14 protein-coding genes are annotated in these 13,722 nt (G+C 58.2%); 7 read left to right on the top strand and 7 right to left on the bottom strand.

Features of this window, described 5'->3' with window-relative positions; genetic code table 11:
- Positions 1-164 precede the first annotated feature (164 nt).
- Genes lptD through AB5Y82_RS11560 form a run of 6 tightly spaced genes read left to right on the top strand, consistent with a single transcriptional unit; the run spans position 165 to position 6,926 of the window.
- Positions 165-2,609: an LPS assembly protein LptD gene (gene lptD / locus AB5Y82_RS11585; protein ID WP_368173970.1), complete on the top strand. Its 2,445-nt coding sequence runs from the start codon at positions 165-167 to the stop codon at positions 2,607-2,609.
- A gap of 26 nt (positions 2,610-2,635) precedes the next feature.
- Positions 2,636-3,934, top strand: a complete 1,299-nt coding sequence (gene surA, locus AB5Y82_RS11580; protein WP_279460994.1) for a peptidylprolyl isomerase SurA — start codon at positions 2,636-2,638, stop codon at positions 3,932-3,934.
- Positions 3,934-4,929 carry a 4-hydroxythreonine-4-phosphate dehydrogenase PdxA gene (pdxA, locus tag AB5Y82_RS11575; protein ID WP_279460997.1) on the top strand — a complete coding sequence of 332 codons (996 nt, stop codon included), beginning with the start codon at positions 3,934-3,936 and terminating at the stop codon, positions 4,927-4,929. Before surA ends, pdxA begins: the two co-directional genes overlap by 1 nt.
- Complete coding sequence (gene rsmA, locus AB5Y82_RS11570) at positions 4,919-5,731, top strand: 16S rRNA (adenine(1518)-N(6)/adenine(1519)-N(6))-dimethyltransferase RsmA (protein WP_040065075.1); 813 nt, start codon at positions 4,919-4,921, stop codon at positions 5,729-5,731. The genes pdxA and rsmA overlap by 11 nt, the downstream gene beginning before the upstream one ends.
- A gap of 4 nt (positions 5,732-5,735) precedes the next feature.
- Positions 5,736-6,098, top strand: a complete 363-nt coding sequence (gene apaG / locus AB5Y82_RS11565; protein WP_031227971.1) for a Co2+/Mg2+ efflux protein ApaG — start codon at positions 5,736-5,738, stop codon at positions 6,096-6,098.
- 6 nt (positions 6,099-6,104) lie between these two features.
- Positions 6,105-6,926: a symmetrical bis(5'-nucleosyl)-tetraphosphatase gene (locus tag AB5Y82_RS11560; protein ID WP_111900707.1), complete on the top strand. Its 822-nt coding sequence runs from the start codon at positions 6,105-6,107 to the stop codon at positions 6,924-6,926.
- A 118-nt stretch (positions 6,927-7,044) separates the two neighbouring features.
- Here AB5Y82_RS11560 and AB5Y82_RS11555 read toward each other — a convergent pair whose 3' ends face one another.
- From AB5Y82_RS11555 to AB5Y82_RS11545, 3 genes are all read right to left on the bottom strand, one after another.
- Positions 7,045-7,545 carry a 2TM domain-containing protein gene (locus AB5Y82_RS11555; RefSeq protein WP_076492785.1) on the bottom strand — a complete coding sequence of 167 codons (501 nt, stop codon included), beginning with the start codon at positions 7,543-7,545 and terminating at the stop codon, positions 7,045-7,047.
- Between the two features lie 123 nt (positions 7,546-7,668).
- Positions 7,669-8,115: a bleomycin resistance protein gene (locus AB5Y82_RS11550; protein WP_368173969.1), complete on the bottom strand. Its 447-nt coding sequence runs from the start codon at positions 8,113-8,115 to the stop codon at positions 7,669-7,671.
- A gap of 3 nt (positions 8,116-8,118) precedes the next feature.
- On the bottom strand, positions 8,119-9,108 hold the full coding sequence (locus tag AB5Y82_RS11545) for a luciferase-like monooxygenase (RefSeq protein ID WP_111900705.1): 990 nt from the start codon (positions 9,106-9,108) through the stop codon (positions 8,119-8,121).
- 303 nt (positions 9,109-9,411) lie between these two features.
- Between AB5Y82_RS11545 and AB5Y82_RS11540 the strand changes: the two genes are divergently transcribed.
- Positions 9,412-9,750: a hypothetical protein gene (locus AB5Y82_RS11540; RefSeq protein ID WP_100646709.1), complete on the top strand. Its 339-nt coding sequence runs from the start codon at positions 9,412-9,414 to the stop codon at positions 9,748-9,750.
- Positions 9,751-9,834: 84 nt separating this feature from the next.
- On the opposite strand, the gene AB5Y82_RS11535 is transcribed toward AB5Y82_RS11540, so the two are convergent.
- The 4 genes from AB5Y82_RS11535 to rplU form a co-directional block, all read right to left on the bottom strand.
- Positions 9,835-11,205, bottom strand: a complete 1,371-nt coding sequence (locus tag AB5Y82_RS11535; protein WP_005339025.1) for a YjiH family protein — start codon at positions 11,203-11,205, stop codon at positions 9,835-9,837.
- A gap of 366 nt (positions 11,206-11,571) precedes the next feature.
- Entirely contained in the window at positions 11,572-12,774 is a 1,203-nt protein-coding gene (gene cgtA / locus AB5Y82_RS11530; protein ID WP_005339026.1) for an Obg family GTPase CgtA, read from the bottom strand.
- Between the two features lie 200 nt (positions 12,775-12,974).
- A complete protein-coding gene (rpmA, locus tag AB5Y82_RS11525) occupies positions 12,975-13,232 on the bottom strand; it encodes a 50S ribosomal protein L27 (protein ID WP_005339028.1) in 258 nt (85 codons plus the stop codon).
- 17 nt (positions 13,233-13,249) lie between these two features.
- Complete coding sequence (rplU, locus tag AB5Y82_RS11520; RefSeq protein ID WP_005304210.1) at positions 13,250-13,561, bottom strand: 50S ribosomal protein L21; 312 nt, start codon at positions 13,559-13,561, stop codon at positions 13,250-13,252.
- Positions 13,562-13,722 lie beyond the last annotated feature (161 nt).

The following is a 13,722-nucleotide window of genomic DNA, read 5'->3' as shown; positions in this document are numbered from 1 at the left end:
CCAAGGTGGAAAGCAGCACTTGGCTGTTAGCCCTGGCCGCAATAATGCTTTATCATTGCCGGCTAACATAAAGCAATGACATGCAATGTCAACTCGATGAAACCTGTCGTAAAATGCATGCCTTGGATCAACCGTATCTATCACGGATTGCACGAGTCTTTCACATGACAAAATGGACACTGGGATACCGTTATCCCATCGCCCTGACTATCAGCCTGGCACCGGCCCTGACATCCATGATGGTTCAGGCTGCCCCTTTTGAGACGCCGCCAGCAACAGGGATCCTCGACAGCCTCTGTTACGACTATGTCCCCAAGGTCGAAAAACCAGCCTCTGCCGAGGAGGCCAATGCGCAGCCGGTGGAGGTGGATGCTGACCGCCTCGAAGCCAAGCAGGGCGGCACCGCCGTCTATGAAGGGGACGTCAAGGTTCGCCAAGGGGTTCGCAAATTTGACTCCGACTATGCCCAGCTCGACCAGAAGAGCCGGGATGTCATCGCCATCGGCAACATCTATTACAACGACGGTCAGGTGACCGTCACCAGCGACAAGACCCTCAAATCCAACCTGGATACCAAGAACTCCGAACTGGAAGAGGGCAAGTATCAGGTGCATGGCTCACCTGTGCGCGGCTTTGCCAAGCGCGTGGTGATGACCAACAACAACCAGAACATCACCATGGAGGGGGCTCAGTACACCACCTGCCCCCCCGGTCAGGAAGTGTGGACCCTCAAGGCGGGCAGTATCGACATCGACCAGAAAGAGGTGTTCGGCGAAGCCTGGAACGCCAGCCTCTGGCTCTATGACTACCCGGTGTTCTACTTCCCCTATATCAACTTCCCCATCAAGGATGAGCGGAAGACCGGTCTGCTCTACCCGGGTTACAAGCAAAGCTCCAGCAACGGCATGGATATCACCCAGCCCTTCTACTGGAACATTGCCCCCAACTATGATGCCACCATCACCTCCCGTTTTATGGATAAACGCGGCCTGATGGAGCAGGTAGAGTTCCGCTACATGCCGGACCCCGCCCACACTGGCACCCTCTATTTTGAAAATCTGGCGGATGACAAGCAGTACAGCCCGAGCAATCCGAGTCTGGCTGGCCTGTCCGATGGCCATCGCTACCTGATGAACGTCCGTCACGGCTCAGCCCTGATGGATGGCAGCCTGCGTTTTGGCATCGACTACACCCAGGTGCGCGACAAGGATTACAACTACTTCAACGACTTCAGCCCACAAGTGGGCACTCAGGTCGACAGCCAGTTGCAGCAATCCTTTACCGCCGGCTACTACCAGCCCAACTGGAACCTCACCTCCGAGGTGCGCCGCTACCAGATCCTGAGCCCATATGCGCTGCTGCCCCACGAGATGCTGCCGCGTATCGACTACAACCACTATCAGCAAGGTAAGTGGTTCGATCTGGCCTGGAACAGTGAACTAACCAAGTTTGGCTATGACAGTGGCAGTGCCGCCACTCTGCAAGCAGGTGAGCGCTATACCGCCACCCGCCTGCATCTGGCGCCAACCCTGACCGTACCCCTGGTGGATGCACCGGGTTACTACCTGACCAGTCAGTACAAGCTGATGTTTACCTCCTACAACCAGGAGGTACCCGATAATCTGGTTAGCCAGGACCGCAGCCGCTTTACCGATGCAGACAGCAAACAGCTGACCCTGAAAGAGGGCACCATTACCCGTACTCTGCCCTCCTTCCGCCTCAAGGGGGGCGTCAACTTCGATCGGCCGCTCGACTGGTATGATGGCAAGGGCACCCAAACCCTGGAACCCGAGTTCCAGTACCTCTATATCCCTTACAAAAATCAGGACGAGATCGGGATCTACGACTCCACCACCACCCGTCAGGATTACTACAGCCTGTTCAGTGATCGCCGCTTTGCCGGTCTCGACCGCATCAGCGATGCCAACCGGGTCACCATTGGCCTGACCAGCCGGGTCTATGACAATGTGGGTGATGAACGGTTGCGTCTGGCGGTGGCCCAGGCCTTTGAAATGACGCCACCCAAGGTGCGCCTCTACCCTTCAAATCCGGAAAGCACCAACGCCCGCTCCCTGCTCTCGTTCGAGGGGGATGCCCGGATCACCGATGAGTGGTTTGCCCATGCGGGGACCCAGTACGATACCTCCGAGGGTGAATTTACGGCTGGCAACGGTGCTGTCGAATACCGGGCCGGCAAGCTGACCACTCAGGTCAACTACCGCTACATCAAGGATGGCAACCTGGACTATCGCTATCCGACCAACACGGCGCTGGCAGAAGATCTGAGCCAGGCGGGTCTGGTGATGATGGCGCCGATCGCCGATCAGTGGCAGATGTATGGCGGTTACTACCGTGACATCAAGCAGGATGTGAACATTGACCGCAAGATCGGTGTCAAATACGACTCCTGCTGCTGGAGCATCAACATGAGCCTGGAGTGGCACAATCAGCCGGACAACGTCACCCTGAAGCCCACTTCGGAAAAAGTCATTGGTCTGCAGTTTGAAATGAAGGGACTTGGCAGCGTGGGTACCGGTGGCCGCAGCGTCACCCTGGATACCGAGCTGTTGCCCTATGTTCGCCCGTTTAATCTGAAAGGCCAGCAATGATGCTGGCCCAGCCTTGAGAGATGGATATGAAAAAGACCCTGATTGCCCTGCTGACCGCGGGAATGTTCGGTGCCATGAGCCAGGCCGCACTGGCTGCGCCCGAGCTGATGGACAAGGTGCTGGCCGTGGTCAACAAGGACGTGGTGCTGTCCAGCCAACAGGACGCACTGGTCAACAAGGTAAAACTCTCCGCCCAGGAGAGCGGCCAGTCCCTGCCTGACGATGCCACCCTGCGCAAACAGGCGCTGGACCGGCTGATCCAGGAGAGCCTGCAGTTGCAACTGGCGGAGCGCCAGGGGCTGAAGATCAGCGACACCCAGCTGGAACAGGCTATTCAGGGCATCGCTGCCGACAACAAGATGACCCTGGATCAGCTGCGGGCCCAGCTCGCCCGTGAAGGGATGACCTATGCCCAATATCGGGAAGAGGTTCGCCGCGAGATCCTGATGAACGAGGTGCGCCGCAACCAGGTGCGCCGCCGTATCAACATCTCCGAGCAGGAGGTGAAGCAGGTGGTGGAGATCCTGAAGAAACAGGGTCAACAGCAGAACGAATACCACGTCGGCCATATCCAGATTGCCCTGCCGGACAACCCCACTGCCGCCCAGCTGGATGCCGCCAAGAGCAAGATCGAGCGCATTCTGACCGCCCTCAAGCAAGGTGCCGACTTCCGCAAACTGGCCATTGCCGAGAGTAACGGTCCCAAGGCGCTGGAAGGGGGCGACTGGGGCTGGATGAGCCCGCAAGAGATGCCGACCCTGATGGCGGAAGCGGTACAGGGTGCCAAGAAGGGCGACATCGTCGGCCCGCTGCGCTCCGGCGCCGGCCTGCACATCGTCAAGGTGTTCGACACCAAGGGTCAGCAGCAAGTGATGCAGACCGAGGTGAAGGCCCGTCATATCCTGATCAAGCCCTCCATCATCCTGAGCGAAGAGAAAGCCAAGGGGATGCTGGATGGCATTCTGCACGACATCAAGAGCGGCAAGGCCAGCTTCGCCAGCATGGCGGAGAAGTACTCCGAAGATCCGGGCTCTGCGGTGCAGGGTGGCGAACTGGGCTGGTCTGATCCCAACGTCTATGTCCCCGAGTTCCGCGACATGGTCAACCGTATGCAACCGGGCCAGATCAGTGCCCCGTTCCGTACCAGCCACGGCTGGCACATCGTGCAGGTGGAAGATCGCCGCAGCCAGGATGCGACCGACAAGGCTCAGGAGCAGCGCGCCTACCAGCTGATCTACAACCGTCGCTTCGTGGAAGAGTCCCAGGCGTGGCTGGATGAACTGCGTGACGAAGCCTACATCCAGATCGAAGGAGCCGGTAGCTGATGAGCTGCCGTCGCCTTGCCGTTACCCCGGGCGAACCGGCCGGGATCGGCCCGGACCTGGTGCTGCAGATTGCCCGGCAGGATTGGCCCCACCAGTTGGTGGTGATCGCCGATCCGGCGCTGCTGTGCGAGCGGGCAGCCCTGCTGGGGCTCAGCATCGAGCTTGAGCCCTATGACGCAACCGCCCCTGCTCATCCGCAGCGGGCGGGCACCCTGACCGTCTGTCCGGTCACCCTCGGCGCCCCCGTGGTGCCGGGCGAGCTGAACGAAGGCAATGGCGCCTATGTGCTGGCAACCCTGCAGCGCGCCTGTGATGGCAACATGAGCGGCGAATTTGCCGCCGTGGTGACCGGGCCGGTGCACAAGGGGATCATCAACCAGGCCGGGGTCTCGTTCAGCGGCCACACCGAGTTCTTTGCACAGCAATCCAACACCGCCGATGTGGTAATGATGCTGGCAACCGAGGGGCTGCGGGTCGCACTGGCGACTACCCATATTCCGCTGGCCTATGTAGCGATGGCCATCACCGAGGATCGCCTCGGCAAGGTGATCCGGATCCTCAACGAGGATCTCGCCACCAAGTTTGGCATCGCCAAACCCCGTATTTACGTCTGCGGCCTCAACCCCCATGCCGGGGAAGGTGGCCATCTTGGACGTGAAGAGATTGACGTGATCGAACCCGCCCTGGCCACGCTGCGTCAGGAAGGGATCGATCTGGTCGGCCCGTTGCCGGCCGACACCCTGTTCCAGGAGAAATACCTCAAGGATGCGGATGCGGTACTCGCCATGTACCACGACCAGGGGCTGCCCGTGCTCAAATACAAGGGCTTCGGCAGTTCGGTCAATATCACCCTGGGGCTTCCCTTCATCCGCACTTCGGTGGATCACGGCACCGCGCTGGATCTGGCAGGCAAGGGCCTGGCCGATCCGGGCAGCCTTGTCACCGCGATTAACCACGCCATCAAGATGGTAGAGAAAAAAAGATATGAGCAGTAAGGTGCACATGGGCCACACGGCCCGTAAGCGTTTCGGTCAAAACTTCTTGCACGACCGGTATGTGATCGATCAAATCGTCGCCGCCATCAACCCGCAGCCAGGTCAGAATCTGGTGGAGATCGGTCCGGGTCTGGCCGCGCTGACCGAGCCGGTCGCCGCCCAGATGGACAAAATGACCGTGGTCGAGCTTGACCGGGACTTGGCTGCGCGCCTGCGCGAGCACCCGACTCTCAAAGACAAGCTCACCGTCATCGAAGCCGATGCCATGCGTTTCGACTTCAGCACCCTGATGGGTGAAGGCAAGGGGCCGCTGCGCATCTTCGGCAACCTGCCCTACAACATCTCCACCCCGCTCATCTTCCACCTGTGCGAATTTGCCGACCGGGTTGAAGACATGCACTTCATGCTGCAAAAGGAAGTGGTGTTGCGTCTGGCCGCCGGCCCGGGCAGCAAGGCTTATGGCCGTCTGAGCGTGATGACCCAGTACTACTGCCAGGTGGTGCCGGTGCTGGAAGTGGGCCCGGGCGCCTTCAAACCGGCGCCGAAAGTGGACTCTGCCGTGGTTCGCCTGATCCCGCACAAGAATCCGACCATAGTCGCAAAAGACATTCGTTGTCTGAATCGCGTCTGTACCGAAGGCTTTGGCCAGCGTCGCAAGACCATCCGCAACAGCTTCTCCAACTTCATCACCGACGCCCAGCTGACCGAGCTTGGTATCGATGGCAACCTGCGCCCGGAGAATCTCTCCCTCGAGCAGTTTGTCATGATCGCCAACTGGCTGGCGGATCAGCAACAGGCCTGATCCTGTGGCACTCCCGCACATCGAGATCCGCCCATACCCCGTGTATGTGGCGGGCTCCAAAGACCCTTACCAGTTTCACTATCTGATCGAGATTGAGAATCTGGGGCCCGGCCCGGTGCAACTGCTGCATCGGCGCTGGCTCATCACCGATGCCAATGGCAAGATGCTGGAAGTGGCAGGCCCAGGCGTGGTCGGGGAACAACCCGTCATTGCCGAAGGTGAGACCTACCGCTACCAGAGCGGCGTGCCGCTGGCGACCCCGCTTGGGGTGATGGAAGGGAGCTATACCCTGCAAGATGGTTCTGGTCAGCAGTTCGAGGCGCCTATCGCCCCCTTCACGCTGGCCATCCCCAATATTATCAACTGAGGTTTCATGGCGAACTGTTTTGTCGGTGACATCCAGGGCTGTTACGACGACTTGCGCCGTCTGCTGGATCTTGCCGCGTTCGATCCCGAAAATGACGTGCTCTGGCTCTGCGGCGATCTGGTCGCCCGCGGTCCGGACTCACTCAATACCCTGCGTTTTGTCAAAGGGCTGGGCAACCGCGCCGTCACCGTGCTCGGCAACCACGATCTGCACCTGCTGGCGGTCGCCAATGGCGTTGCACCGCTCAAGAAGAAGGACAAGCTGCAGAGCCTGATGGATGCGCCGGATCGGGATGAACTGCTGGAGTGGCTGCGCCACCGCCCGCTGCTGGCGGAGCATCCGGATCTGCCCATCATGATGGTGCATGCCGGGATCTCCCCCGCATGGGATGTCCGCACCGCCCGCAACTGCGCCCGCGAGGTAGAGAGCCTGCTGCGCGGTGACCAGTACAGCTGGCTGCTGCACAACATGTACGGCGACCAGCCCGATGGCTGGAAAGATGATCTGGTCGGGATCGACCGCTACCGCTACATCATCAACACCTTCACCCGGATGCGCTTCTGCTACTTCGATGGCCGACTCGACTTCAAATGCAAGAAGGGGCCCAAGGAGTCGACCCCGGGGCTGCGTCCCTGGTTCGAGCAGCGCGAGCATCACGTAGATGACCCCATTCTAGTGTTCGGCCACTGGGCGGCCCTGATGGGCAACACCGGCAAGAGCGATATCAAGGCGCTCGATACCGGCTGCGTCTGGGGCAACAGCCTGACCCTGTGGCGTTATGAAGATGATGCCCTGATCACCACCCCCTGCCCGGTTCACGCCAGCTAGAAAGTGCGCAGCAATCAGGCGATTGCTGCCGCACGGATGGCCACAACCCGCACCAATAACAAAGCCCGGCAGGTTGCCGGGCTTGCTGTTTAGGTTCCCTGTTTTCCGGCGAATGAAGTTACAACTTGCGCCCCAGCCGCTTCTCGATCTGGCGCCGCTCCCACTCGGGGCCAAACAGCTTGAAGGGCTGAAACACCCGAACAGCATGGGAGGCAAGTCCCAGCCCCCATCCCAGGGTTGGCCACCAGGCCCAGATGTACTCCGGATTGCTCAGGTAGTTGATGACAAACAGCCCGCAGATCACCACCACGTAGCTGGCGACATGGTGATAGAAGCCCTTGAGCTCCTCCACATAGCGCATTGCCGCCCGTTCCTCTGCCGATACCTGCACCGCATCCTGACCCATAGTGTCACTTCCTCTCATCTCGCGCTCCTGTTGCTTTGATCCATCCAGTTGAGCCACATCGAGTTCAAAGACGGCAGCCAGGGCCTTGAGAGATTCCAGTCCGGGTTGCTGCCCCTGCTCGATCCGCTGGATAGTGCGGACACTCAAACCAGTCAACGTTGCCAACTGATCCTGGGACCAACCCCGTTGCAATCTCAACTTCCTGACGATCATCTCGAACTCCTTGTGGTAATTGACAGGGCCAGCATAGGGCTTGCGCCGCGAAAGATGACACGACAGATAGCCGACATACATCTGACAGTCCTTTAAAATCAGATGGTTAATATTTTGATCTTGTCAGTCAGCCGCTCGTTCCCCCAGATATTGCACAAACCGTAACAGATAACCATCGGGATCCTGCAGCAAAAATTCGCGCTGCCCGGCCAGCATCTCACCCACTGGATACCAGACCTCAGTGGGCTGCCGGAAAAGTGCAATCTCGGTGGCCTGCAAGCGGTCGAGTAGCGGCTGGATCTCGGTCAGCTCCATCTGCAGATTGATCCCCCGACCGAACGGTGGCTCCAGCGCCCCGACCTGCCAACCCGCCGGATGTACCTGCTCCAGCATCAGTTGTACCTGTTGCTGTTCAAGATAAGCAAAAGGAGGGTCATCACGCCGATAGCGGACCGAGAAGCTCAACAAACCGGTATAGAAAACCAGAGATCGAGCCAGATCGGTAACCGACAGCTCCGGTACCATGGGATTCCAATACACCTCATCCACCGCGACAGTAGGGTTCGTCATGGCTTACAGGCTCTGCATCAGCTCGGCGGCAATTTCAAAGGAGCGCAGTCGGGCCTGATGATCGACGATAGGACCGTTGAACATCAGCTCATCGGCACGGGTTTCCGCCAGCAGGGCCTTGAGGCCGTGACGAACCTGCTCAGGGTTGCCCACCAGAGAGCGGGCCAGGGTCTGCTCCATCGCCATCAGCTCACGGGGAGACCACTCATCGCCAAGCTGGACGACCGGCGCGGGCAGCTTGCCCGCATCACCGCGATGGAGGCGCAAAAACTGCTGCTGCACGGTAGTGAACTGAAAGCGGGCTTCGCGCTCGCTGTCGGCGGCGATCATATTGATACAGACCACCGCATGGGGCTTGGGCCAGAGAGCAGAGGGGCGATACTGGCTACGATAGATCTCCAGCGCCTGCAGCAACATGGCGGGAGCAAAATGGGAGGCAAACCCGAACGGCAAACCCATCGCCGCCGCCAGTTGCGCGCTGTAAAGGCTGGAACCCAGCAGCCAAATAGGCAGATGCAGCCCCTGGCCGGGCACCGCCTGCACCGCGCCAATCTCGTCGCCAAAATAGCTCATCAGCTCGCGCACATCGGCTGGGAAATCATCCACCTCGCCACTGCGCATACTCCGTAGCGCCCGCATGGTGCGCTGATCGGTACCGGGGGCGCGACCAAGGCCCAAATCTATGCGGTCGGGATAGAGAGAAGCCAAAGTGCCAAACTGCTCGGCAATCACCAGTGGCGAGTGGTTCGGCAGCATGATGCCACCCGCCCCGATCCGCAGAGTGGTGGTGGCTTCGGCCAGATGGCCGATCAGCACCGAGGTAGCGGCACTGGCAATGCCCGGCATGTTGTGATGCTCGGCAAGCCAGTAGCGCTGGTAACCCCAACCCTCGGCATGGCGGGCAAGATCCCGCGAACGGCGAAACGACTCGGCAGGCACAGATCCTTCGGCAACAGGCACCAGATCGAGCACGGAATAGGGGATGGCAGACATGGGTCACTCCATTGATTTACAGGCCAGTAACAAGTGGGGCAATGTAGCACGGGATACCTGAATGAATCACTATCTCCTGCCACACTCTGCCTGCCAAGCGGCAGCAATCGAACGGAACAAATCTCAGGCAAGTATTGTTTGAACGCTCATCCTGCTGGCCGCGCATGCCTGGGGGGATCATATTTTCTTACATTTGTGGGCTGGCCTGAGCGCCCCGGGCTGGTTATAACGGTGCCCCTATAGCGAAGGGGGAGCAACAGACTCCCCCTCACTCTTTGTCACACCACACTGTTCAGGTTATCTATGTCAAAACATCTCGTTCTGCTGGGCGCGCTGACGCTCTCCGGTTGCGCCCTGTTGTCTCCCCCCGCCCCCACCGTCACCCCGGTGCACCTTGCCGATACCAGCCAGCGCGGCTTCTACATCGAGTGCAGCAGCATGAAAGCCTGCTTCCAGCAGGCCAACCAGACCTGCCCGCAAGGTTACAAGGAGACCGATCGTCGTCAGCAGACGCTCTACAGCACCCAGTATCTGGGGGGAAGCTATGACGACGAGAAGAAGGTCTACAAGGCAGCCAAGCCCTATCGCATCGCCAACACAATCCACTCGCTGACCATCCAGTGTCCCGTCACTACAGGCTGAGCCAACCGAAGGGGTACTCTCTCCCGTTACTGCGAAAAAGAAAACGGTCAACCGAGGTTGACCGTTTTTCACAGCGTTGCGTCCTTAGAACAGCAGGTGTGCCACCCCGGCGATGACCGGCAAGGTGACCAGAGTGCGCAGCAGGAAGATAACGAACAACTCCCACAGCTTGACCGGGATCTTGCTGCCCAGCAGCAGGGCGCCCACTTCGGACATATAGATCAGCTGGGTTACCGACATGGCGGCAATCACGAAGCGGGTCATGTCGCTCTCGATGGTCGAGGCCAGCACCGCCGGAATAAACATGTCGGCAAAACCGACCATGATGGTCTTGGACGCCGCTTCCGCCTCCGGTAGTTGCAGCAGCTCCAGCAAGGGGACGAACGGGGCGCCAAGCCAGTTGAAGATAGGGGTATGTTCGGCCAGCATCAGGGCACAGGTACCGATCGCCATCACCACCGGCAGCACGCCAAACACCATATCCAGTGCATTCTTCACCCCTTCGCGCGCGACGGCGCCGAGATCAGTCATGCTGTCAGCCTTGGTCAGCGCACGCTCGAAACCATAGCTCATCACGCTGTGCTGGTGCGGCACTGCTTCCTGCTTGCGGCACAGGGGGGTGCCATCGGCATAGATGTCCTTCTTCCAGCAGAGCGGTGGCAGACGCGGCACCACGATGGCGGCAACCACCCCCGCCAGACAGACGGTCAGGTAGAAGGGGACGAACATGTGCTCCAGCTTCACTTGGGAGATCACCACCAGACAGAAGGTGATGGAGACCGCAGAGAAAGTGGTGCCAATCACCGCGGCTTCACGCTGGGTATAGAACTTCCCTTCGTACTGCTTGCTGGTCAGCAGGATGCCGACGCTGCCATCACCAAGCCAGGAGGCAAAGCAGTCCACAGCCGAACGACCCGGCAACCGGAAGACAGGACGCATGATGCGGGTCATCATGGTGCCGACAAATTCCAGCAACCCAAAATCGAGCAGCAACGGCAGCAGCAGGCCGGCAAAGATGAAGACTGAAAACAGCACCGGCAGCAGATCGTTGAGCACCAGTCCACCGGTTGCGCCAGAGTAAAGCACCTCTGGCCCCACCTGGAAGAAGGTCAGCAGCACGAAGATACCGCCCAATACCCGCACGCAGGCCCAGAAAGGGGAGACATTGAACAAACTGTTGAGGAAAGGACGACGCACCAGAATCGCTGGTTTGAACAGCCAGGCAATCACCGTCATCAGCATGGTGGTGGTGATCACCGCACTGACCATGGCGACCAGATAATCGGCAAAAACGCGCTGTACCAGCTTGGCCAACACGGCCACCGGGATGGTGACGTTACCGTCATAGACGACCGGCGTCATGAACAGCAGGATCCCGATAAGTGACGGAACCAGAAACATCAACAAGTTACGGCGAGTATTGACCGCAGGTGCTTCGAGACTCTTTTCCAACATGATATGACTGCCCTAATGTTACTTTTCCCTAGCCCGGCCAACCTGCGTATTCATGCATTAATCGGCAAAACGGGCGCAAGAATACTCTAAAAAAATGCACAAACAAGCCCTTAAGGCAGAAATCTGCGCATAAATATTTTCACAGGTAAACCTTCCATTAAAACAATAAGATACAGCGGCGCATATCGATTCAATCGACATCGCCAGATGATTGTTTCGTTATTGTTAATTTTGGTGGGCAGTATAATCGGTTATCAGTGGCAGGCAATAAGTGACATCACAAATATACCTAATGAGTTGCTGCTCGATAGATATAAAAAAACCGGAGCCTGTTCAGGCTCCGGTTTTCAATGAGAGTGACGGGGATCAGTCACGGACGTAGATGACTTCAACGCCATCATCTTCGTCGTCATCCCAATCGTCATCATCAAGTCCTTCATCGAAGGCAAGAGAGGCAGCCAGTGCTTCCGCTTCAGCCTTGGCCAACTGGTTCTTGTGGTAGTCGTCCCACTTGAACTCCACCTTCTCGATGGCGTCTTTGGCATCTTCCGCCAGCTGACGGGGCATGGTATCCAGCAGATCCAGAATATCGTAGCAGACCTTCTTGGTGCCTTCCTTGCTGATGGCAGTGATGGCATAGACCGGACCTTCGTGGTTCAGGGCCGCCTTGACGCGATCCATCACCTCCTGGGCTTCCTCTTCCAGGATCAGATCCATCTTGTTAAACACCAACCAGCGCGGCTTGCCAGCCAGTTCCGGGCTGTACTTCTCCAGCTCCTTGACGATGGTCACGGCATTTTCAGCAGGATCGGAGCCATCAACCGGGCAGATATCCACCAGGTGGATCAGCACGCGGCAACGCTCGAGGTGTTTCAGGAAGCGGATACCCAGACCAGCACCCTCGGCAGCGCCTTCGATCAGACCCGGGATATCGGCGATCACGAAGGAGCGGGAGTTCTCACCACGCACCACACCCAGGTTCGGTACCAGGGTAGTGAAGGGGTAATCAGCCACTTTCGGGCGAGCCGCAGACACGGCGCGAATAAAGGTAGACTTGCCTGCGTTGGGCAGACCCAGCATGCCGACATCGGCCAGCAGCAGCAGCTCCAGCTTCAGGGTACGCACTTCACCCGGAGTACCGTTACTCTTCTGGCGGGGAGCACGGTTGACGGAGCTCTTGAAGCGGGTGTTGCCCAGACCGTGGAAACCACCTTTGGCAACCAGCAGCTTCTGTTCGTGGTGGGTCAGATCCCCCAGCAGTTCACCGGTATCTTCATCGGTCGCTCGAGTACCGACCGGCACACGCAGGATCTTGTCCTTGCCGCGGCGACCGGTACAGTTGGCGCTCTGGCCATTCTCACCGCGCTCGGCAGCATGGAAACGCTCGAAACGGTAGTCGATCAGGGTATTGAGGTTCTCGTCGGCGATCAGATATACGTCGCCACCGTCACCGCCGTCACCGCCGTCCGGACCACCGTTGGGAATATATTTTTCACGGCGAAAGCTTACACAACCGTTACCACCGTCACCGGCATCGACTCGAATCTGGACTTCATCAACAAACTTCATAGGTAACCGTCACCTTAATTCGAAAAACCGATACGCAATTATAGTGGTACAGACCCCTGCGGGCGATACGCATCTTGCCAATCATGCCCGTCAGAGCCAAAGTCAGCTGCGTTCCGTTTTTTCGTCAACGACATCAGAAAGACGTCAGAAAAACAAAAGCCCCGCCTGTTGGCGGGGCTTCGGATCCTTGCGGTCCGTAATTACTCAGCAACGATGCTAACGTACTTACGATTCAGCGGACCTTTAACTTCGAACAGGATTTTACCAGTCGCGGTAGCGAACAGGGTGTGATCCTTGCCCAGACCAACGTTGGTGCCAGCGTGGAACTTGGTACCACGTTGACGAACGATGATGCTGCCAGCCAGAACTGTTTCGCCGCCGAAACGCTTCACGCCCAGGCGTTTAGCTTCAGAATCGCGACCGTTGCGGGATGAACCGCCAGCTTTTTTGTGTGCCATTTATCGGACTCCTCTAATTAAGCGCTGATGCCAGTGATTTTGACTTCAGTGAACCACTGACGGTGGCCCGCTTGCTTACGATGGTGCTTACGACGACGGAACTTGACGATAGTCACTTTCTCGCCACGGCCGTGAGCCACAACTTCAGCTACAACCTTGCCACCTTCAACGAAAGGAGCACCTACTTTAAAAGTGTCGCCTGCAGCAACCATCAGAACTTCGTTGAAGTCGATGGTAGCGCCAGTCTCAACGTTCAGCTTTTCCAGACGAACGATTTGACCTTCGGCCACACGGTGTTGTTTTCCGCCGCTTTGGAATACCGCGTACATTTGATTAACTCCGTAAAGGCATGTCTTTTGCTCAAGGCTAGACATGCGCAAAAACCTATAACAATGGGCGGGCATTCTACGCAAATCGATCTGCTCAGGCAAGGCCAATTTAGCAAAAAGTTTATTTTGTGCGCATATCTGCCGCCGTGGATAAACGCCTA

It is taken from the genome of Aeromonas sp. s13, assembly GCF_040907905.1.
Taxonomy (GTDB): Bacteria; Pseudomonadota; Gammaproteobacteria; order Enterobacterales; family Aeromonadaceae; genus Aeromonas; species Aeromonas veronii.
The sequence above is the reverse complement of the archived record's forward strand: the minus strand, read 5'-3'. Positions and strand labels throughout refer to the sequence as shown.